This window comes from Pseudomonas sp. Pseusp3 (assembly GCF_047304225.1).
Classification (GTDB): domain Bacteria; phylum Pseudomonadota; class Gammaproteobacteria; order Pseudomonadales; family Pseudomonadaceae; genus Aquipseudomonas; species Aquipseudomonas fluorescens_CD.
On record NZ_JBGLYV010000004.1, the window covers coordinates 112,002 to 134,321 of the forward strand.

The window sequence follows — 22,320 nt, forward strand, 5'->3', positions numbered from 1 at the left end:
AAAAATCCCTGTCGGCCCAATTCACTCTTGCGCAGGAATCACGAATCAACCCTTGAAGTCTGCGCTCGCATAATCCGCCAACTTGCCCTGGATAAAGTCCAGGAAGCATTGAATCCGCAGGGCCAGTTGCGAGTTGCGGTAGTACACCGCGTTGATCGGCTGGCGATAGCCGCTGTTGAACTCGGCCAACAACACTTTCAAGCGCCCGGCACGAATGTCTTCGATGGTCATGAAATGCGACAGGCTGGCGATACCCTGGCCGTCCAGTGCCAGATGGCGGATGGTCTCACCGCTGGAGGCGCTGATCGACGCCTGGATCGGCCAGCGATCACCATGCACGTAACGCAGCGGCCATTGGTTGAGGCCTTCGTTCTGGGTGAACCCCAGCAGCGTATGGTTGGCCAGGTCAGCCACGGCTGTCGGTGTGCCGTGCTTTTCCAGGTAGGCGGGGCTGGCGACGATGTGCAGCGGGCTGCAACCCAGGGAGCGGGCATGCAGTGTCGAGTCGGTCAGGGTGCCGATGCGGATGGCGATGTCGGTGCTCTGTTCCAGCAGATCGATGATCAAATCATTGCTGTTGAGTTCGAGCTGGATGTCGGGGTAGAGCCGGCGGAATTCATCGATGTAGGGCACGATGGCGTGCAGCATGAACGGTGACGCCGCGTTGATGCGCAAACGCCCGGACGGCGTTTGCTGGCGTGAGGACAGGCGCTCTTCGAGTTCGTCCATCTGATCGAGAATCTGCTTGGCGTGCTCGAAGAAGTACTTGCCCTCTTCGGTCAGGTCCATGCGCCGCGTGGTGCGGTTGATCAGCGTGGTGTCGAGCTTGGCCTCCAGCCGCGACAGCGTACGACTGACCGCCGAAGGCGTTTGCCCGACCTGCTCGGCCGCCGCAGAAATCGACCCGCATTCAATCACGCAGACGAAAATCTGCAACTCATCGGATCTGGCTTTCACGTGTGTCCTCTTTTGCGAGTCGGCGCGGCGATCTTCCTGGCCGTTGCATCGGATAGTAGCCGAGCACTATGCCTTGAGGCCAAACACCTCAGTCAAATGCTGCGCATAGCGTGCCACGTCACCTTCGATGTTCGGGCGTTTCATCACGTCCACGCACAGGAAGGTCGGCAAACCGGCCATGCCAAGGAACTCGTTGGCCTTGTGGAACGGGAAGTAAACCGCATCCACACCCTTGGCTTCGAAGAAATCGCTCGGGTCGTCGAAGGCTTGCTGCGGGGCGTTCCAGGTCAGCGACAACATGTACTGCTTGCCGTGAATCAGGCCACCGCTGCCGTACTTCTGCGAGGCATCGGAACGGGTGCGACCGTCGCTGGCATAGAGGCTGCCATGGCCTTCGGTGAAGACTTCGTCGATGTACTTCTTCACGGTCCACGGCGCACCCATCCACCAGCCGGGCATCTGGTAAATGATCACGTCGGCCCAGAGAAACTTGGCCACTTCTTCGGCGATGTCGTAACCCTCGTCGATGAAGGTGGTTTTGACATCCAGGCCGCCGCGATCCAGCACGCTCAACGCTGCTTCATGCAAGGTGGTGTTGTAGCGACCATCGGAGTGCGCAAATTGTTTGCCGCCATTGAGCAACAGGACTTTTTTCATGAGTGATCTCGGGAAGGGTCAGGAATTCGATGGCGGCAGAGTACCGACCGGCTTCGCGCGGAATAAGCATCGATTTGGCAAAATTCATTTGACCCACAAGCACGAATCGACAGGCGATTGTTGCCTTAGACTGGCGCCAGTTCTGACTTGAGGAGAGATGTACATGAGTGAAATCCAGGGCTTCATCCTGCACGCCAAGACCCGCCCGGAAAAATCCGACGCCTTCGAAGCGTTTTTCAGCAGCTACGTGGAAGCAAGCCGCGCCGAACCCGGTTGCATCGAATACCACATGTTGCGCGACAAACAGGACCCGACCCTGTTCATCTTTTACGAGATCTGGCAATCCCAGGCCCACCTCGACGTGCACTCGAACCTTCCGCACATGAAGCAGTTCCTCGAGCAGCGCGATGAATACCTGGAACGAGACTTCGAGATCCGCGCCATCGAGATGATCAGCCCGTCGTCCGCTAGCCGCTGATCAGCAAATGGCCGCCGAGCACACCCAGGCCACTGAAGAACACGCGCTTGAACCACAGGGCGCTGATCCGCTGGCGCAGCGATTGCCCCAGCCACATGCCGAGCATTGCCGGGATCAGCGCCAGCAGCGACGCGCTCAACTCGCCCCCGCCGAGGGCGCCGCGCCATAGCAATCCACCGGCCAGGGCCAGGGTCGAGACGGTGAACGACAGGCCCAGCGCCTGCACCAGCTCGTCCTTGCTCAAACCCAGCGCTTGCAGATAAGGCACCGCCGGAATCACGAACACGCCGGTGGCCGAAGTAATGAATCCGGTCAGCACGCCACACAATGGCCCGAGCCAGCGTTCGCTGCGCCGCCCCACGCGCAAAATCGGCAGGAACAGACCGCTCAGCGCATACAGCAACAATGCCGCCCCCAGCCCCCGCACCACCCAATGGCCACCGCTCATGCCGATCCACAGCGTGCCCGCCCCTGTGCCGAAAAAAATCGCCAGCAGCATTGGCCACAGCCGTTTGACCAGCCCCGACAGATGCCCGCCGAATGCCAGTTGCCAGACATTGGTGAGGGTCGCCGGAATGATCAACAGCGCCGCAGCCTGCGTCGGTGCCATAGCCAGGCCGAGCAGGCCCATGGCAACGGTCGGCAGGCCGAGGCCGATGACGCCCTTGATCATGCCGGCCAGCACAAAGGTGCCGATAACCAGTAAGGAAAGGGCCAATCCGAGATTCTGGTAAAACGTCGAGAGTGTGTTCATGGGGCTATGGTGAGCCCGCGAGGGCAGGTTGAAAATCTGCCATATACTGAGGATGCCTCTTGCTTTTACAGAGGCTGAATCTTTCATTGCTGCGACTGGCCTCTTCGCGAGCAAGCCCGCTCCCACAGTGGATCGCATTTCTTCCATGAGAATTCGGTCACCTGTGGGAGCGGGCTTGCTCGCGAAGGCGCCCGCCCAGACAACATCACATTCAAGGTTGTACCGATGCACTTCGACCTCACCGACCTGCGCCTGTACCTGAACATCCTCGACACCGGCAACATCACCGCCGGCGCTGCCCGCAGTCATCTGTCCCTCGCAGCGGCCAGTGCGCGCATTCGTGCCATGGAAGCCTCACTGGGGATCGAGTTTCTCGAAAGAGGCCGACGCGGCGTAACGCCAACGCCTGCCGGCAAGGCCCTGGCTCAGCATGCCCGTACCCTGATGCAACAAGCCGAGCGCATGCAGCAGGACCTGGCCGAATACGCCAAGGGCGTCAAAGGCCAGGTGCGATTGTTGTGCAACACCACGGCGATCACCGAGTACTTGCCGGAATTGCTCGCCGATTTCCTGCGTGACCACCCCAACCTCGACATCGACCTGCAGGAACTGCCCAGTACCCGTATCACCCACGCCTTGCGCCAGGGGGCGGCGGACCTGGGGATCGTCTCGGATGCGGTGGACACCCACTCCCTCGACACCCTGCCCTTTCGTGACGATCCGCTGGTACTGATCATGCCGCCCGGGCATCCCCTCGCCGACGGCGAACCACCGAATTTCAGCGACACGCTGCAACACCACTACGTCGGCCTGACCGCCGATAGCGCGTTGGCGGTGTACCTGGAAGAACAGGCTTTGCACACAGGCCTGCGCATGCAAATCCGCATCCGTGCCGAAGGTTTCGACGGCGTGATGCGCATGGTCGCGCACGGTGCCGGGCTGGGTATCGTGCCGCTGGCAGCGATCCGCCGCTGGACGGTGGATCAACCGCTGAAAAGCTTCGCGCTGAAGGAGCCATGGGCACAACGAAAACTGCTGCTGTGCGCACACTCATTCGAGCACTTGCCCGGCTATGCCAGGGCCTTGCTGGAGGCGCTACTTAGCGCAAAACGTCGTGAAAATCCTTGAAAATCACCGTTCAACCCTACGCGCGGCTGTATAACCAAGAGGTCACCCAGAGTAATATTCGTCCTTTGAAATCAGGCCTGGCCACAACAACCAGAAGGGAACCAGATGGCGGATGAAATATTGCAACAGGGGACGCTCAAGCGGGGGTTGAAGAATCGTCATATTCAGCTGATCGCCCTGGGGGGAGCCATTGGTACGGGGCTATTCCTGGGCTCCGCCGGCGTGCTCAAGTCGGCCGGACCGTCGATGATCCTCGGCTACGCGATTGCCGGATTCATCGCCTTTCTGATCATGCGCCAGCTCGGCGAGATGATTGTCGAGGAGCCGGTGGCCGGCTCCTTCAGCCACTTCGCCCACAACTACTGGGGCGGCTTCGCCGGCTTCCTGTCCGGCTGGAACTACTGGGTGCTGTATGTGCTGGTGGGCATGGCCGAGCTGACGGCCGTCGGCAAGTACGTGCAGTTCTGGTGGCCGGAAGTGCCGACCTGGGTCAGTGCCGCGGTGTTCTTCGTGCTGGTCAACCTGATCAACACGCTGAACGTCAAAGTCTTCGGTGAAATGGAATTCTGGTTCGCGATCATCAAGGTCGTGGCCATCATCGGCATGATCGTCCTGGGCTGCTACATGCTGTTCAGCGGCACCGGCGGCCCGCAAGCCTCGGTGAGCAACCTGTGGGACCACGGCGGGTTCTTCCCCAACGGCTACAGCGGCCTGCTGATGGCGATGGCGTTCATCATGTTTTCCTTTGGCGGCCTGGAACTGGTCGGCATCACCGCCGCTGAAGCCAGCGAACCAAGGAAGGTCATTCCCAAGGCCATCAACCAGGTGGTTTACCGGGTACTGATCTTCTACGTCGGCGCGCTCACAGTGCTGCTGTCGTTGTATCCGTGGGACCAACTGCTGCAGACGCTCGGCGCTTCGGGCGATGCCTACAGCGGCAGCCCGTTCGTGCAGATTTTCGCCTTGATCGGCAGCGACACCGCCGCGCAAATCCTCAATTTCGTGGTGCTTACCGCGGCGCTGTCGGTCTACAACAGCGGCGTGTATTGCAACAGCCGCATGCTCTATGGCCTGGCCGAGCAAGGCGACGCACCCAAGGTGCTGATGAAACTGAACAAGCAGGGTGTTCCCTTGCTGGCTCTGGGCGTATCGGCACTGATCACGATGCTGGCGGTGCTGATCAACTACGTCGCGCCACAGGAAGCGCTTGAGTTGCTGTTCGCCCTGGTGGTCGCGTCCTTGATGATCAACTGGGCGCTGATCAGCCTGACGCACCTGAAATTCCGCAAGGCCATGGGCCAGCGCGGCATCGTGCCGGGCTTCAAGGCCTTCTGGTCGCCGTACACCAATTACCTGTGCCTGGCCTTCATGGCCGTGATCATCTGCGTCATCTGGATGATTCCGCCGGTACGCGCCTCGGTGTACGCCATGCCGGTGTGGGTGTTGTTGATCTACGCTTGCTACCGGTTGCGCATGGCCCGGCATCGAAAGCTGCCAGTGGCTCAGTAACCCCGCACAATAAAACGCCCCGACATTCGATGAATGCCGGGGCGTTTTTCATGGCGTGCGCAAATCGACTAGCGCTTCTGGATACCTCGATGTCGACCACAGACAACTGATGCCCGGCCAAGCCCTATAGGGTGCGACTTCAGCTCTCCCTCATGCCCGGAGTCATCATGACCGCACCGATTACCGTACTTCGCGACACCCACCCGCTGCCCGTACTCGACGCCTGCAAATGGGAAAAACTCGAAGGCGACCCGCACACCGTCAACCTCAACGCCTACACCAGCGAAGACGGCAGCAAGATCATGGGCACCTGGATCTGCACGCCGGGCAAGTGGTACGTGGAATACGTGAAGTGGGAATACTGCCACTTCCAGGAAGGCTACTGCATCATCACTCCGGAAGGCATGGCGCCGATCCACCTGCGCGCCGGTGACATTTTCGTCATCGAGCCGGGGATGAAAGGCACCTGGGAAGTAGTGGAAACCGTGCGCAAGTATTTTGTGTTTGCCTGATCCCAACCCAAAACGACACCCGGTTACAAAAGCGACACCTGCAACGAGTAGCTACCCAAGTAACTACTCGTTGCGCAATACATCTTCCATAGACGCACTCGCATCCCCTCTCGTCTCCCCCCTTCCACGCTCAAAACACCCACGCTATACGCTTCGCCGCTACATCGGCAGAACGCTTGAAAAAACAAAGTGATTGCTTTTTGCCACTCAGTGACCAATCGGTTTTCATAACGAACGCAAAGCTTGACCGTGTCGATTTCAGATACGAAGGTGGCGCGATCAGGTAACGGGAGCGTCGGACAAGCCGGGTAAGGTGGCGCTGCTTTTCACCGATATAACCACATCGCGATGATGGGTTTGACAAGAACGGCAGCGTCTGGAGGGCGCAGCGTTCAGAAAGGGTATCCGGCAACCGTGACAATCACTGCCCCCCATCAGCCCGCTCAAATGTCGTTCACCAGAGAAAAAAAATAATGATTAGCCCGAGCTCCAAGGATTCCAGTGGCCAATTGGCGCAGGGCTTCAAGCCTCGTCACGTCACCATGTTGTCTATCGCCGGGATTATCGGCGCCGGTTTGTTTGTAGGCTCGGGGCATGCCATCGCGGCCGCTGGCCCGGCCGTATTGCTGGCCTATCTGTTCTCGGGCCTGCTGGTCGTTCTGGTCATGCGCATGCTCGGTGAAATGGCGGTGGCCAATCCCGACACCGGTTCGTTCTCCACCTATGCCGACCAGGCCATCGGCCGTTGGGCGGGCTTCACCATCGGCTGGCTCTACTGGTGGTTCTGGGTGCTGGTGATTCCTATCGAGGCGCTGGCCGCCGGCCATGTGTTGAACCAGTGGTTTCCCCAGATCGATGCCTGGCTGTTTGCCCTGGTGTCGATCATTGCGCTGGTGGTGACCAACCTGTTCAGTGTGTCCAAGTACGGCGAGTTCGAGTTCTGGTTCGCCATGGCCAAGGTCGTGGCGATCATTGGTTTCATCGGCGTGGGTTTTGCCGTGTTGATGGGCTGGGTTCCCGATCGGGAGGTCAGCGGGCTGAGCGGCCTGATGGCCGAGCACGGCGGGTTTGCTCCCAACGGCCTGTCGGCGGTAGTCGGCGCCTTCATCACCATCATGTTCAGCTTCATCGGTACCGAAGCGGTCACCATCGCCGCAGCCGAATCCGACAACCCGTCGCAGAACATTGCCAAGGCCACCCGTTCGGTGATCTGGCGCATCGGGGTGTTTTACCTGCTGTCGATTTTCGTGGTCATCTCCGTGGTGCCCTGGAATGACCCGCTGTTGGCTTCCGTAGGCTCCTACCAGCGCGCACTGGAAATCATGAACATTCCCCACGCCAAGTTCATGGTGGACGTGGTGGTGCTGATTGCCGTGGCCAGCTGCATGAACTCCTCGATCTATATCGCCTCGCGCATGCTGTACTCGCTGGGGCGCCGTGGCGATGCGCCGAAAGCGCTGAAGGCAACCTCTTCCGAAGGCGTACCACGGGCGGCGGTCATCGCCAGTACCGTGTTGGGGGCGGCGATTACCGTTTGGAGCTACTTCATGCCCGCCGGGTTGTTTGAGTTCCTGCTGGCCAGCTCCGGCGCGATTGCATTGGTGGTGTACCTGGCCATTGCGGTATCGCAGTTGCGCATGCGTCGGATGCTGCGTCGACAGAACGTCGAACTGGCCTTTCGCATGTGGCTGTTTCCATGGCTCACATGGCTGGTGATCGCGTTCATTTGCGCTGCGCTGGCAGTGATGATGGTCTCCCCGCAACACCGTACCGAAGTGAGCACGACCATTGGCCTGGCGCTGGCGATTTCCTTTATCGGCCTGGTCACATCGCGTCAACCTGCGCAATCCGCAAGGGCGACGTCAGTGGGATAACACAAGAGAGATACCTGCGAGAACCTGATACTTGCGCGTACCCGAGGCAGGGGCGTTACACGCTACCGTGCCTTGGGCCGCCATCTCTCTTTGTGAGGACATGACCACGATGTCATCGAGCTCCAGCGTATCCGTCGGTACGACGACCCGATCGGTTGGTTTTCTGTTGCTGGATCAATTCACGCTGATTTCCCTGGCCTCGGCCGTAGAGCCATTGCGCATGGCCAATCAATTGTCAGGGCAAGAGCTATACCGCTGGCACACGTTCAGCCTCGGTGGCGAGCCGGTATGGGCCAGTGACGGCGTGCCGATCACCCCGGATGCCTCGTGGAACGATCCCTGGGTAACAGACACTGTGTTCGTGTGCGGTGGCGTAGGTATCCAGAATGTGGTCACCCGCGAGCACATTGCCTGGCTCAAAGCCCTGGCGCGTCAATCCAGGCGGCTGGGAGGCATATGCACCGGTAGCTGGGCACTGGCCAAAGCGGGCCTGCTCGATGGCTACGAGTGCAGTGTGCATTGGGAGTTTCTGGCCGCCATGCAGGAAGCTTTCCCGCGGGTCAGCATGAGCGCAAGTCTGTTTACCCTTGACCGGAACCGGTTCACCAGCTCCGGCGGAACGGCGCCCATGGACATGATGCTGCACCTGATCGGCCGCGATCATGGCCGTGAATTGTCCGCCGCCATTTCGGAGATGTTTGTCTACGAGCGCATACGCAACGAACAGGACCATCAGCGCGTACCGCTCAAGCATGTGCTGGGCACTCATCAACCCAAGCTGCAGGAAATCGTTGCGTTGATGGAGGCCAACCTCGAGGAGCCGATCGACCTGGATGACCTGGCAGATTACGTTGATCTGTCACGTCGGCAGTTGGAGCGGCTGTTCCAGAAATACCTGAACTGCACACCGTCCCGTTACTACCTCCGATTACGCCTCATTCGAGCGCGGCAGTTGCTCAAGCAAACGTCGATGTCGATCATTGAGTTGACGGCGGCCTGCGGTTTTGTGTCCACGCCCCACTTTTCCAAATGCTATCGCGAGTACTTCGGCGTTCCACCTAGCGACGAGCGCGCCGGCTCTGAAATGAGTCGAAAACCGGCAACGCTTGCGATTGTTCAGCAGCCATCGACCAGGCCGGTGACGACGCTGGAGCAGGCGCGAAATGAGTCGACATTTGCCAGCGTCCGGATGGGCGATCATTCCTGGTAACGCCCATCACAAAGCCTGCGATCTTTTTCCGATAAAAAAACCGGGAAGCCGCCCGACGCGGCCCCCGGTAAATGTTGATGCGCACACGCCTTACCTGTAGGAGCGAGCTTGCTCGCGAAAAACCCGAGGCCAACGCGGGGTGTCAGACACCCCGCGTTATCGTTAACGACCATCGCGAGCTGGCTCGCTCCTACAGGGGTTTGCGATAGCTGTTGATGATCGCCGAGAAGTCGTTGCCGCCCTCCCCACGCAGGCTCATCGCCTGATACAACTGCTGGGCCACCGCGCCGAGTACCACCGGCTGGTGCGCCTGACGCGCCGCTTCAGTAGCCAGCCCCAGGTCCTTGAGCATCAGTTCGGCCCCAAAGCCGCCGGTGTAACCGCGCGACGCCGGTGCCGTTTCAACGATGCCCGGCCATGGGTTGTACATCTCCGAACTCCAGCAACGCCCGGTGGAACTGTTGATGATGCCCGCCAGCACCTTGGTGTCGATGCCGAGGGCGTCGCCCAGCGCCATGGCCTCGCTGACGCCGACCATGGAAATTCCCAGCAGCAGGTTGTTGCAGATCTTGGCGATTTGCCCGGTGCCGACCTCACCACAATGGACGATGTTGCGGCCCATTTGCGCCAGTACCGGTTGCAGGGTGGCGAACAGTTCAGGCGTGGCGCCAACCATGAAGGTCAGTGTCCCGGCGGCTGCACCACCGGTGCCGCCAGAGACCGGCGCGTCGGCCATGGCCACACCTTGCCTGGCCGCAGCTGCGGCTACGTCACGGGCGGTCTGCGGGTCGATGGTGCTGCAATCCACGGCCGGTACACCTTTACCGATACCGGCGAGCACGCCGTCCTCACCCAGCCAGACGCTGCGCACATGCACGGCGGCAGGCAGCATGGTGATGACCAGTTCGGCACCTTCTGCCGCTTCACGGGCCGATGCGCTGATGCTGCCGCCCAGCTGTTCCAGTTCCGCCAGCACGGCTTTGTTCAGGTCGACCAGGCGCAGCGCATGGCCGGCCTTGATCAGGTTGCGCGCCATTGGCGCGCCCATGTTGCCCAGACCGATAAAAGCGATTTTCATGTCCGGCTCCTTAACGCAGGTTGATGGTGGTGTTCACACCGTCGTTGACACTGTCGTCATCGAACCAGCGGCTGGTGACGGTCTTGGTCTGAGTGTAGAACTGCACCACTTGTTTGCCGTACGGGCCGAGGTCGCCAAGCTTGGAACCGCGCGAACCGGTGAAGCTGAAGAACGGCACCGGCACCGGGATCGGGATGTTGATACCGACCTGGCCGACATCGATTTCATTCTGGAATTTGCGCGCCGCCGCACCGCTCTGGGTGAACAGGCCAGTGCCGTTGCCGAACGGGTTGGCGTTGACCAGGGCGATGGCCTCATCGAGGGTTGCAACTTCCAGTACCACCAGCACCGGGCCGAAGATTTCCTGGGTGTAGATCTGCATGTCGGTGGTCACGCCGGAGAACAGGGTCGGGCCGACAAAGTTGCCCTTCTCGTAACCGGGAACCGAGATCTCGCGACCGTCCAGCTCCAGTTTCGCGCCCTCCTTGATGCCGCTTTCGATCAGATCGAGAATCCGCGCCTTGGCTTTTTTCGAGATGACCGGACCGACATCGGTGCCCGGCTCGCTGCCGGCATTGACCTTGAGTTTTTGCGCCAGCGCCTTGAGATCCGGCAGCCATTGCTTGGCCGCGCCCACCAGCACCACCACCGAAGTGGCCATGCAACGTTGACCGGCAGCGCCGAAACCGGCACCCACCAGCGCATTCAGCGCTTGTTCGCGATTGGCGTCCGGCAGTACCACGGCGTGGTTCTTCGCGCCCATCATCGACTGCACACGCTTGCCGTGCTTGCCGGCCAGGTCATAGACGTGAGTACCGACAGCGGTCGAACCGACGAAGGAAACAGCCTTGATGTCTTTGTGGGTGCAGAGCCCGTCCACCACATCCTTGCCACCATGCACGACGTTGAGCACGCCAGCCGGAATACCCGCCTCGATCGCCAGTTCCACCAGCAGCATGGTCGACATCGGGTCCTGTTCCGACGGCTTGAGTACGAAGGTGTTACCGCAGGCGATGGCCATCGGGAACATCCACAGCGGAATCATTGCCGGGAAGTTGAACGGAGTAATACCCGCGCATACGCCGATCGGCTGGCGCAGGGTGTAGGTGTCGACGCCGCCGGCGACGTTTTCAGCGAACTCGCCCATTTGCAGGCTGCCGATGGAGCAGGCGTGCTCGACCACTTCCAGGCCACGGAAAATATCGCCTTCGGCGTCGGCAATGGTCTTGCCCTGCTCGGCGCTCAGGACGGCGGCGATGCGCTTGGAGTGTTCGCGGATCAGCGCCTGGAGCTTGAGCATGATGCGCATGCGGGCGCCGATGGGTGTCAATTTCCAGGTCTGGAAAGCACGATGAGCGGCGCTGATGGCAGCATCGACTTCTTCAGCGGTGGCAAACGGCACCCTGGCCAGCACTTGCTGGGTCGCCGGGTTGATGATGTCGTGCCATTCGGTGGACTTGGATTCGACCCACTGGCCGTCGATCAACAGTTTGACCTTCTGCACGGTGGTGTCATTGGGCGTGAGCGATACGTTCATGTGGGTCTCCAGATCTTTGTTGTTATCTTGGGAGCCAAGGCGAAATAGTCGCCTTGAGAAGAGGCATGCGCCGCGAATTGGTTAACGGGCTGTTTTTGGAGTATAGATGTGCAAACTTCTGATAAGAACGCACATAAAAACCGGTCCAACATGCAAAAAAACATCACCTCCCTCGGCTCGTTGAACTGGGACGACCTCAAGTTTTTCCTCGAAGTCTCCCGCACCCGCAAAGCCAGCACTGCGGCCAAGCGCCTGGCGGTGGACTACACCACGGTGTCGCGGCGCATCAGTTCCCTGGAAACGGCGCTGGGCACATTGCTGTTCGAGAAATCCCGGACCAGCGGCTTTGTCCTGACCGCCGAAGGCCAGCGGTTGATGGGCTATGCCGAGTCGATCGAAAGCACCTTGCACATGGCGTGCGAGCAGGTTTCCGGGTCCGGCGTGGCGCTGTCCGGTCATGTGCGCATGGGCTGCACCGAAGGTTTCGGCAGCTTTTTCATCACCCCGCAGCTGAGCCACTTCGTCGACACCTACCCGGCAATCTCGGTGGATATCCTGCCGCTGCCGCACTTCATCAGCCTGTCCAAGCGCGAGGCCGACATCGTCATCGCCCTGGAGCGTCCGGAGCATGGCCCGTACGTCTGCTGCAAACTGTGTGACTACCGGTTGCAGCTGTACGCGACCCAGGACTATCTGGACAACCACCCGGCCATCCGCCGCCCGGCAGACCTGGCGAAACATTCGTTTATCAGTTACGTCGACGACCTGGCGTTCAGCTCGGAGCTGTTGTACCTGGCCAACGTACTGCCCGGTGCCAGTGCCAATCTGCGCAGCACCAGCGTGATCGCACAGTTCGTGGCCGCGCAGCAGGGACGCTCACTGGCGATCCTGCCGTGCTTCCTCGCCACCCAGGACCCTCGCCTGCTGCCGGTGTTGCCACAGGAAATCAACATCACTCGACAGTTCTGGATGTACTGCCGCGAAGACCTGCGCAAGCTCAAGCGGATCACCCTGTTGTGGGATTACATCCGCGAGGTGACCGAACGCAATCAGGGCCTGCTGATGGGTGAAAGCCGGGAGATGCTGTTCGCCGACTGATGGGCTCGCTGCAAGCGCTGTCAGTCGCGGCCCTCCTTGAGCTCCAGCATCAGCCCGCTCAAGCGTTTGACCCGGCGTTTCACCGCCTCTTCAAACACGCCCGCACGCGACTCGATCAAGGTGAACCAGTCCTTGGCCCGGGTGATCCCTGTGTAGATCAGTTCCTTGGTGAGTACCGGATTCAAGGCGTCAGGCAGAATCAACGCGGTATGCGCGAACTCCGAGCCCTGGGATTTATGCACGGTCATGGCGTACACGGTTTCGACATCATTCAGGCGGCTTGGCAGGACGAATCGCACGCCCCCCTGGCCATCATTTCGCGGGAACGCCACTCGCAGAACCTGCCTTCCAGTCTCATGGCCCTCCTGCTCCGGGAGCTTGAGGGCGATGCCGATGTCGCCGTTCATCAAGCCCAGCCCGTAGTCATTGCGGGTCATCAGTACGGGGCGGCCTTCGTACCACTGCTGGTCACTGTCGATCAGGCGCGCCCTCAGCAAAGCCTCCGTCACTCGCAGGTTCAAGCCCTCCACACCCCACGGCCCCTTGCGCACGGCACATAACAACTGGAACGCGTCGAAGGCCTGCAACACTTGTCGAGCCCAATCAGTCCAGCGCGAATCCTCCAGCGGGCTGTCGAGTGGCGGCCGCTGATTGCGCAACACGCTCAGGTAGTGCCGATACCCCTGCGGGCCCTGACCATGGCCGTCGAGAAGCAAGCGTTCCAGGGCCCGGTCCTGCTCCCCCTTGAGGGACAAGGAATGCACATCGTCATGGCTTCGCGCAGACAACAACTTGCGTGCTTCTTCGGGTTGCTGCTGGTTGACCCAACGAGCCAGTTGACCGATACCGCTGCCCTCGCCGAATCGCCGGGAATGGCGCAGCATCACCACCTGTTGGGCCAATGGATGCGCGCCCTGCGTGTCTTCCTGCAATCCGCTGGCCTGCAAACTTTCGCCGCTGACGGCTTCCAGCCACTGGCGTGTCTGCGGGCTGTACCAGCCAGCCTCGGCGTCGCGACACAGATCCCCCAGTACCGCACCGGCTTCTACCGAAGCCAACTGATCCTTGTCACCCAGCAGCACAAGGCGTGCATGGGCGGGCAATGCGTCGAGCAGATTGGCCATCATTTCCAGGTCGATCATCGAGGCCTCGTCCACCACCAACACATCCAGCGGCAGGCGATTGCCGGCATGGTGGCGAAAATGACGAGTCCCCGGCCGGCTGCCGAGCAGACGGTGAACGGTGGTGACGTCGGACGGGATCTTGTCCCGAATGTCTTGCGTGACCTTCAAGGTCCGCACTTGCTGGCTGATGGATTCCGTCAGACGCGCTGCGGCCTTGCCGGTCGGTGCGGCGAGGCGGATGCGCAGGGGCTTGCCGGCCTCGACCGCCGGCGCCTGGAGCAACGCCAGCAAACGTACGACGGTGGTGGTCTTGCCGGTTCCCGGCCCTCCCGTCACGATGCTGAAGGCGCTACGGGTCGCCAGTGCGCAGGCAAGCTTCTGCCAGTCGATCACCTCACCGGACCGGGCAGGACCAAACAATCCGGTAAGGCGCTGGAGCAAGTCGTTCGGCGTGGATTCACGTTCGGTCAGACGCTCGCGCAACGAGAGGTCGATCCGTCGCTCATAGGCCCAATAGCGGCGCAGGTACAAGCGTTTGCCCGATAACACCAAAGGCCGTTCGCGCACGTGGTCACGACTGTCGACAGCCAGTGCAACCAGGTTGCTGGCAGCCAGCACCTTGCACCAATGGGCCCCGTCCAGCGACCCCAGCAATTGCGACGGCAACAGCATTGCGCCTTGCACGTCACCTTCGGGTGGCAATGACAGGGCAAAGTCAGGTTCTTTCAGCGTCTCGAACAGGTCAAGGCAGACATGCCCGTGGCCCAATTGGTGGCTGGTCAACGCGGCGGCCAGCAACACCAACGGATCATCATTCGGGGCCAGCTCGTGCAAGAATGCGACAAAGGCTTTGTCCAGTGCTCGCAACCAGCCACGCTCGACCCAACGCGTGAGCAACAACAGCAAGTCGTCGGCACGACTCAGCGGCGCCAGTTCGGCCAGGCTTTCGGCTGCCAGCGATGTGGGCAACAAATCGGCGAATGTGCGGTTCATAACAGTACTCCCTGTTCCCAGGCGGGCTCGGCCTTGGGCTCTGGCTTGCCCTGGAACAGTCTGTCCAGACGCTCGATCAGTTCTCTTGGCGGACGGGCAAAAAATGCGCCCTGGCTGGCCGCACGCGTGCCACGCAAAAACAGGTACAACGCACCGCCGACATGCCGGTCGTAGTCGTAATCGACAAGACGCGCCTTGAGCTGGCGATGCAGGGCCAACAGGTACAACACGTATTGCAGGTCGTAACGGTTGTCGAGAATCGATTGTTCCATGGCCTGCTGGGTGTAGGCCGCATCATCGGCGCCAAGCCAGTTGGATTTGTAGTCGGCAACGTAATAGCGGCCGTTGTGTTCGAACGTCAGGTCGATGAAGCCCTTGAACATGCCATTGAGCAACACCGGTTCGGCCGCCACCCGGGCCACGCCGTTATGGGTGTATTGGCACACCAGCGCGTCGAGCTTGAGCACATCGACCTTATGGCTGGCGAACCAGAACTCCATCTCGACCTGGTACTGCGTCAACTGCCCGAATATCACCGGGGCCTGACCGGCGCCCAGCTCCAACGGCAACTTGAGCAGATGCTGCAACCAGTCACTGAGCGTGGTGATCCAGCCCTCCCAGCCTCGACGATTGCAGCGACGGGCAATGGCGTCGTTTACATCTTGTGGCGCGGCAGCAAAACCCTCGCCTCCCGCCCATTCGAGCAGGCCATGGAGGAAAGTGCCGGGGTTCGGGCCGCGCGGGAAGCGATGGATATCGGCACCACCGGCCACCACTTCTCTGGGGGCCTGCGGGTCCAGGCGCTCGTCATCGAACAGTTTTTGCGCCTGCGGGCTCTCCGGCGCCTCGTCCGCGCCGACACTCAGGGTGTCGCCAATGCGTAATGCGCTGTAGGAAGCGATCCACCAGTTTTCGCTGGCCTTGCGTTTCGGGATCAGCGGAACCAGCAGCGCCGCGTCGTTTTGCGGTGGCTGGTATTGCTCGGCAGTCGCTTCAGGCATCCGGGCATAGGCCAGCGCCGGGCAGTCCTGTTGCAAATCCCGCAACCACTGCTGCAACGCCGGGGACTCGCCCAATGGCGCACCGCCACCCAACAGATAACCCAACGCCGACAGATGCAGCACCGAGCCATTGTTGTTGCCGCGCTTGAGGTCAGCCACCCCCAGCCAGCAGGCATGTTGCGCCCGGGTCAGGGCGACATAGAGCAAGCGCAGATCCTCGGCCAGCCGCTCATCATCGGCCAGGGCAATCAATTCTGCGGTCGGCTTCAACGAGACCTGGGCATTGCCCGATTCATCGTGGTAATGCAACGGCAGGCGGCTGCCGTCCACCGGTTTCGCCGAACAAATGAACGGCAGGAACACCAACGGGTATTCCAGGCCTTTGGACTTGTGAATGGTCACGACCTTGACCAATTGCTCATCACTTTCCAGGCGCAGGATCTGCTCTTCGCCAGCCTGCCCGGACAACGCCAGGTGCTCGGACAAATGCCGGATCAGTGCTTGCTCACCATCGAGTTCCGCGGCCGCCTGTTGCAGCAATTCGGACAGATGCAACAGATTCGTCAGTACCCGCTCGCCGTCACTGCGTGCGATCAGCGCCTGGGGCAGACGGAAGTCGTGCAGCAAGCGCCGCAGCATCGGCAATACGCCCTGCTTGCGCCAGACTTCGCGATAGCCACGAAACTGCATGACCCGGGATTCCCAGGCCAACTCGTCCTGATTCAGCCGCTCCAGCTCAGTCAACGAAAGGTTCAACGTGATGCTGGCCAACGCAGCCCGCAGCGGGCGCTCGACATCCGGCTCGGCGCAGGCCTTGAGCCAGGTCAGCACGTCATGCGCCTCTTGAGCGGCGAACACCGAGTCCTTGTCCGACAGGTAAACACTGCGCACACCCCGGGCCGACAATTCGCCACGAACCGCCTGCGCTTCCTTGCCATCGCGCACCAGGATGGCGATGTCCGCCGGCAGCAGGCCTCTGAAGGCCTTGCCGTCCTGGGTGAACCCCGCTTGCCCCTGTTGTCCACCATTGAGCAATGCCGTGATTTCACTGGCGCAGGCAGCCGCCAGGTGTTGCCGGTACACAGCACCGGACAACGGTTGTTCCGCCGCCAGGTGCCAGATGTTCAAGGCAGGGACTGCCTGATCATTTATGCACAGGACTTCTTTGCGGCCCTGGGAGGCAACCGGCGTGAACGGAACCGGGTTGTCGCCATTCTTCTCCCGGAAGAGGAATGCCCCGCGCCCTGACTCCCGGGCTTCAGCACGCTCGAACACATGGTTCACCGCGTTGACCATGCCATGGCTTGAGCGAAAGTTGGTGCCCAGGGTGTGCAGGCGGCCGGTGGTGGCCTGCCGGGCGCGCAGGTAGGTATGGATGTCGGCGCCGCGAAAAGCGTAGATCGCCTGTTTCGGGTCGCCGATCAGGAACAGACCGCACTCGGGGCTGTTCTCTTCAATCCGGTAGATGCTCTCGAAGATCCGGTATTGCACAGGGTCCGTATCCTGGAACTCATCGATCAGTGCGACCGGAAACTGCTCGCGAATCAGGGTGGCCAGTCGCTCGCCGCCATCGGACTGCAAGGCCGCATCAAGGCGCAGCAACATGTCGTCGAAACCCATTTCCGCACGGCGGCGTTTCTCTTCCTCGAATCGTGCCCCGACCCAGCGGGCGGCGTGTTGCAGTACGGCGGCATCGGGTGTTGGCAGCCCATCGAGACTGGCCTTGAGGCCGGCCATCGCATCGAGCCCCGGATGTCGAGGCGCTTCGCCCTTCCAGGCTTCGGCCATGCCGTCAGGGGTCAGGCGCGTGAAGCCGGTGCCGATATCCAGTTGTTCAAGGGATTCGTCTTCGGCCCAGGCCTTGATCTTTTCGAACCATGGCTCGAAATAGCGGGCCTGCATCTTGCGACCGTCGACAGCCTTGCTGGCAACGCCCTGGTGACAGATGGCAAGCAACTCGTCCGCCCACTGGAGCCAGGGTTGCTTGAGTTCGATCAGGGCAACCCGTCGCTCTTGCAAGCATTGTGAAATCACCTCGGCGGGCTCTTTCCCTTGCAGCGTATCCCGCTCGCTGGCGAACAGCGCACGGATCCGCGGCAGCAACGCCGCCGGGCCGCCCCAATTGCTGCGCACCCAATTGAGCGCGTCACCTTGCATCGGGTAACAGAACAGCCGCCAGTAATCGCGCAGGACTTCCCCCAGCAAATCGCTGTGGTCGGTTTCCAGAGTCTGGGTAAACAGGCTGCCGCTGTCGAAGGCGTGCTCGCGCAACATGCGCTGGCACCAACTGTGGATGGTCGAAACCGCCGCCTCGTCCATCCACTGGGCGGCGATATCCAGGCGGTTTGCGCAGCCGGGCCATTGCTCGGGCAAGTACTGGCCACGCAACTCGGCAATCAGGCTGTCGGGGGCAGGCGTTTCATCGCGGAAAAATCGTGCGGCCTCGGCGAGCCGCGTGCGAATGCGTTCGCGCAACTCTTTGGTCGCGGCATCGGTGAAGGTCACGACGAGGATTTGCGGCGGCAGCAACTCTCGCCCGAACCCCGAGCCCTCGTCACCATGACCAAGGACCAGGCGCAGGTACAACGCGGAAATGGTGAACGTCTTGCCGGTGCCGGCGCTGGCTTCGATCAGTTGGCTGCCACGCAGCGGGAACGCCAGGGCCAGCGGTGTCTTCGTGCTCATCAGCGCGACTCCTCGCTGGACAGTGAACGCCAAGGGGCTTCAAGAAGCGGGCGATAGAGCGCGTCACACCATTGGGGGAACGTCTCATCGGCGGTCAAGGCAGCGTAATCGGCGAATTGGCGTGCGAGTGCCGGGCTTTCGCGCCGTTCTCCGTCCGTCGTCTGCCCGTCGCCTTCATAGGCTTTGCGCGCAGCGGCCTCGGCCTTGACCGGGTCGGTTTGCCCCAGCCAGGCGAAGGCGGTCTTGACCGCGATCGGCAGAGGCTGGCGCATACCCGACTGCCAGGCCAACAACAGGTCACCGAGAATTTCCTGCGCGGTGGCCCCGTCCAGCGGACCGAGCAACAGGCTGTCGTCGCTGGCCACCAGTGCGGTGGTCAGCGCCATGCCACTGGCACAAGCGATCAGATGATTGACCCACGGGCGTGTCAGGCGATGCCATTTGCGCGACTTGATCGAGCCGATACTGTTGGGGATCGTAGTGATAGACAGCAAGCCACCATCAGCGCGCTGATGCAGGCCGCTGAGCCAGCCATCGATGTGCAGGCCTTGCAGTTCAAGACTGACGGGTAACGCGCTGCCGAGCGGTGTTGGCCACAAAGCCAGGAGCTGCTGGTGGCGTTGCAGCAAGTCAGGTAATGGCTCGATCAATTCACGTTGCAGGCACTCACCGAATCCGGCCATGGGCAGCAGCCCGCTGTTTTGCAGGCGTTTCGCCTGATCCCCCAGGGCCTGTCCGGCATTTCCCGGATCTGCCAGCCCCGCTTCAAGCAAACGGTCGCTGAGGCTGTAACGCTGCAACGCATCCAGGACAAAAGGCTCTTCATCAGCCAACGGCACTTCTGCTGCTTCGAAGTAGACCTTCAGTCGCTGGCTGAAAAAGTGCCGTACCGGATTGCGCAGGAAGTCCTGCAGTTGACCGAGACTGAGTGGTTCGTCCTGAACGTGAGCCTCGAGTACTTCGGCACTTGCCTGCTGCTCTGTCGCCTGATGAAGGACCTGCCATTCGGTGGCGTAGCTGAACGAGTCATCGCCTTCGTGAAAGTAGCGAGCGCTGAAGGGTTGCAAAGGGTGTTCCCGGGTCATGCCTTCAATCAGGTCCTTGTCGCTTTGCGCCAATCGCCAACCGCTGGCCAGGTGGTCACGCAACTGGCCGATCAGCACCGAAGCAGGCCTCTCGCTGTTGTCGCGGATGCTGCGGCCCACCCAACTGATGTAGAGCTGGTCCCGTGCCGACAACAAGGCTTCCAGTAGCAGGTAGCGGTCATCTTCGCGCCGGGAACGATCGCCTGGACGGTAATCACTGCCCATCAGATCGAAATCCAGCGGCGGTTGCGCACGTGGATAATCGCCGTCATTCATGCCCAACAGGCAGACCAGTCGGAACGGGATGGCACGCATCGGCATCAAGGTGCAGAAGTTGACCGCGCCGGCCAGGAAGCGTTGAGACAAACGGCCCTGATCCAGACCTGCGAGCCAGGCTTCACGGACGACGGTCAGCGGCAACTCGTCCTGCAACCCGACGGACTCGCAGGTCTCGAGCCAGGTCTCACGCAGCTCTTCGAGCTGAGCCAGCAAGTAGTCATCGTGTTCGTTGCTGGCAAGGAAGAACAACTGCACCAGCGCCTGCAAGCGCAAGCCCCATTGCCGCGGCGGTGCCGGCTGAGAGAGTTCGTGGTGAGCCACTTCCAGCGCGTCCAGCAGCGCAACCAGCGGGCCGATTAGCGCGGCGTCCAGGCCACCGATTTCGTCGTAGGGCTCGATACTTTCATAAGCATCGGCGCTGCCAACGGCATAACCGAGCAACATCCGGCGCAAGCCGAAACGCCAGCTGTTTTGCTCCAGCTCATTCGGCAGCCCGAGCCCGGCACGCTGCTCGGCATTCATGCCCCAGCGAATGCCGGCACCTTCGATCCAGCGGTGCAGCGTCGGCAGGTCACGCTCCTCGACACCGAAGCGAGTGCGCAGTGCCGGGACGTCCAGCAGATCGAGAATCTCACTGACGGGGAATCGGCTGTCAGGCAGCTTGAGCAGGTGCTCGACAGCAATCAGCAGCGGGTCGCGACCACGCTGCCCCTGGTCCGCCAGGGTAAACGGAATGAAGCGCGGATCCTGGCGGTCAAGCTGACCAAACACGGCACGAATGTGCGGGGCGTAGCTGTCGATGTCCGGGACCATCACGATGATGTCCCGGGGTCGCAATTGCGGGTCGGCGCTGAAGCGCGCGAGCAGTTGATCGTGAAGGATCTCGACTTCTCGCTGGGCGCTATGGGCAATGTGAAAACGGATCGATTCGTCCTGCTGCAGATCGATAGCCGGCCAATGCTCCCGGGTCTCGTTGAGGGGACGCAATTCGAGGATGTCATCCTGCAACTGGTTAAGCATATTCAGCGGATGACCGTCACTGAACAGGTCGATACGCCCGTCGCGGAATGCCGAGCGATAGCTGTTGGGATCGTCATGGCTGTCGAGCAGGTTGATATAGTCCCGTCCCTGCTTGCCCCAGGCAGCCAGTAGCGGGTGAGCATGCTGGTGCAGGGTTTGCGGATCGATCACTACCGGCATCCCGCTTTTGCGGGCTTGACGTTTGTATTGATGCCGCAACAGGTCTTTATCGGCGACGATGTCCGCCCAATGGTGACGACACGGGTTGTGTACGCACAGCAGGACCTGGCTGAAGCGTGCCAATCCCGCCAACGCTTCCAGGGCTTGGGCAGGCAGCGAAGAAATCCCGAAAACGATCACTCGTGAGGGCAATCCCTTTGGAGCGACTTCGAGATTGTTGATTCGCTCGACAAAACGCTGGTGGACGCCGGCACGACTTTGCACCATGCCTTCTTCCCCTACATCCAGCAAGAGTGCGCGCCATAACTCTGCCTGCCAGCAATTGGCCGGAGTCAGGGGTTTGGCTTCGCCCCTGGCGTTTCTTGTTTGATGTCGACCGTCTGCCCAGTCTTCGAGCCAGTCAGCCCGATAGACCTGGTATTGGTCGAACAGGTCCGCCAGACGCTCGGCCAATTGGTAGCGTTTACGCAGATCGGTGTCATGGGTCAGGAAACGCTGCAGTGGCTCGAAGTGCGGTTGGTTGATCAACTGCGGCAGCAGGCGCATCAGTCGCCAGGTCAGCGGGGCTTTATCCAGCAGGGACTTGGCCGGAATATCATCGCGGCCAAGGACCATGCGATAGAGCTGCCACATGAAACTACCGGGCAGCTGCACGTCGATGGCGGCGGCGATCCCGCAGCCGCCCATGTCGTCATCCTCAGAATCTTCCGCCAGTGCCAGCTTCAGCCATTGGGCAATGCCATTGCTTTGCACCAAAGCAATTTCATTCTCCAGGGGAGCCAGCGGGTAGCGACGCATCCAGCTGACCACCAGGCTGCGCAACTCGTCCAGGCGATTGCCGTGAACCACCATAAAACCAGCACTGAGGGACGTCGCGTCCGGCATAAAGGCTTCCTTGGAAAGCGCAAATCGAGGGACGACTTTAACATTGAAGGCGATTGGCTTCATTGTAGGAGCGAGCTTGCTCGCGATGGACGTTAACGATGACGCGGGAAACCTGAGGCCCCGCAGCGGTCTCGGGTTTTTCGCGAGCAAGCTCGCTCCTACAGGGGGGGGCGCCAAAAACAAAACCCCTACCTGCGTGCGCAGATAGGGGTTTCGGAATTTAATCTTGACGATGACCTACTCTCACATGGGGAAACCCCACACTACCATCGGCGA

15 protein-coding genes are annotated in these 22,320 nt (G+C 60.9%); 7 read left to right on the forward strand and 8 right to left on the reverse strand.

Features of this window, described 5'->3' with window-relative positions; translation table 11 throughout:
• Positions 1 to 45: 45 nt before the first annotated feature.
• Positions 46 to 957, reverse strand: a complete 912-nt coding sequence (locus tag ACCD00_RS02805) for a LysR family transcriptional regulator (RefSeq protein WP_413421707.1) — start codon at positions 955 to 957, stop codon at positions 46 to 48.
• A 66-nt stretch (positions 958 to 1,023) separates the two neighbouring features.
• Positions 1,024 to 1,614: an NAD(P)H-dependent oxidoreductase gene (locus ACCD00_RS02810; protein WP_413421709.1), complete on the reverse strand. Its 591-nt coding sequence runs from the start codon at positions 1,612 to 1,614 to the stop codon at positions 1,024 to 1,026.
• Between the two features lie 163 nt (positions 1,615 to 1,777).
• Here ACCD00_RS02810 and ACCD00_RS02815 point away from each other — a divergent pair, with 163 nt between their 5' ends.
• Entirely contained in the window at positions 1,778 to 2,092 is a 315-nt protein-coding gene (locus ACCD00_RS02815) for a putative quinol monooxygenase (protein WP_413421711.1), read from the forward strand.
• On the opposite strand, the gene ACCD00_RS02820 is transcribed toward ACCD00_RS02815, so the two are convergent.
• Positions 2,082 to 2,846 (reverse strand): sulfite exporter TauE/SafE family protein, encoded by a 765-nt coding sequence (locus ACCD00_RS02820; protein ID WP_413421713.1) that lies wholly within the window; start codon positions 2,844 to 2,846, stop codon positions 2,082 to 2,084. The genes ACCD00_RS02815 and ACCD00_RS02820 overlap by 11 nt on opposite strands.
• A gap of 225 nt (positions 2,847 to 3,071) precedes the next feature.
• Between ACCD00_RS02820 and ACCD00_RS02825 the strand changes: the two genes are divergently transcribed.
• The 5 genes from ACCD00_RS02825 to ACCD00_RS02845 all read left to right on the forward strand — a co-directional run bounded on the left by ACCD00_RS02825 (position 3,072) and on the right by ACCD00_RS02845 (position 9,079).
• A complete protein-coding gene (locus ACCD00_RS02825; protein ID WP_413421715.1) occupies positions 3,072 to 3,974 on the forward strand; it encodes a LysR substrate-binding domain-containing protein in 903 nt (300 codons plus the stop codon).
• A gap of 105 nt (positions 3,975 to 4,079) precedes the next feature.
• A complete protein-coding gene (locus ACCD00_RS02830; RefSeq protein ID WP_413421717.1) occupies positions 4,080 to 5,483 on the forward strand; it encodes an amino acid permease in 1,404 nt (467 codons plus the stop codon).
• 167 nt (positions 5,484 to 5,650) lie between these two features.
• Positions 5,651 to 5,995 carry a cupin domain-containing protein gene (locus tag ACCD00_RS02835; RefSeq protein ID WP_007900627.1) on the forward strand — a complete coding sequence of 115 codons (345 nt, stop codon included), beginning with the start codon at positions 5,651 to 5,653 and terminating at the stop codon, positions 5,993 to 5,995.
• Positions 5,996 to 6,468: 473 nt separating this feature from the next.
• Entirely contained in the window at positions 6,469 to 7,869 is a 1,401-nt protein-coding gene (gabP, locus tag ACCD00_RS02840; protein WP_413421719.1) for a GABA permease, read from the forward strand.
• A 109-nt stretch (positions 7,870 to 7,978) separates the two neighbouring features.
• Positions 7,979 to 9,079: a GlxA family transcriptional regulator gene (locus ACCD00_RS02845; RefSeq protein ID WP_413421721.1), complete on the forward strand. Its 1,101-nt coding sequence runs from the start codon at positions 7,979 to 7,981 to the stop codon at positions 9,077 to 9,079.
• Positions 9,080 to 9,269: 190 nt separating this feature from the next.
• Here the strand turns inward: ACCD00_RS02845 and mmsB are convergent, their stop codons facing one another.
• Both mmsB and ACCD00_RS02855 read right to left on the reverse strand, forming a co-directional pair.
• Complete coding sequence (gene mmsB, locus ACCD00_RS02850; protein ID WP_413421723.1) at positions 9,270 to 10,157, reverse strand: 3-hydroxyisobutyrate dehydrogenase; 888 nt, start codon at positions 10,155 to 10,157, stop codon at positions 9,270 to 9,272.
• Between the two features lie 10 nt (positions 10,158 to 10,167).
• Positions 10,168 to 11,694 (reverse strand): CoA-acylating methylmalonate-semialdehyde dehydrogenase, encoded by a 1,527-nt coding sequence (locus tag ACCD00_RS02855; RefSeq protein ID WP_413421725.1) that lies wholly within the window; start codon positions 11,692 to 11,694, stop codon positions 10,168 to 10,170.
• 150 nt (positions 11,695 to 11,844) lie between these two features.
• On the opposite strand from ACCD00_RS02855, the gene ACCD00_RS02860 reads away from it, so the two are divergent.
• A complete protein-coding gene (locus ACCD00_RS02860) occupies positions 11,845 to 12,792 on the forward strand; it encodes a LysR family transcriptional regulator (RefSeq protein ID WP_413421727.1) in 948 nt (315 codons plus the stop codon).
• A gap of 20 nt (positions 12,793 to 12,812) precedes the next feature.
• Here the strand turns inward: ACCD00_RS02860 and recD are convergent, their stop codons facing one another.
• Genes recD through recC form a run of 3 tightly spaced genes read right to left on the reverse strand, consistent with a single transcriptional unit; the run spans position 12,813 to position 22,044 of the window.
• Positions 12,813 to 14,909, reverse strand: coding sequence for an exodeoxyribonuclease V subunit alpha (gene recD / locus ACCD00_RS02865; RefSeq protein WP_413421729.1), 2,097 nt, complete (start codon positions 14,907 to 14,909; stop codon positions 12,813 to 12,815).
• Positions 14,906 to 18,595, reverse strand: coding sequence for an exodeoxyribonuclease V subunit beta (recB, locus tag ACCD00_RS02870; RefSeq protein WP_413421731.1), 3,690 nt, complete (start codon positions 18,593 to 18,595; stop codon positions 14,906 to 14,908). The genes recD and recB overlap by 4 nt, the downstream gene beginning before the upstream one ends.
• Entirely contained in the window at positions 18,595 to 22,044 is a 3,450-nt protein-coding gene (recC, locus tag ACCD00_RS02875) for an exodeoxyribonuclease V subunit gamma (protein WP_413421733.1), read from the reverse strand. The genes recB and recC overlap by 1 nt, the downstream gene beginning before the upstream one ends.
• Positions 22,045 to 22,320 lie beyond the last annotated feature (276 nt).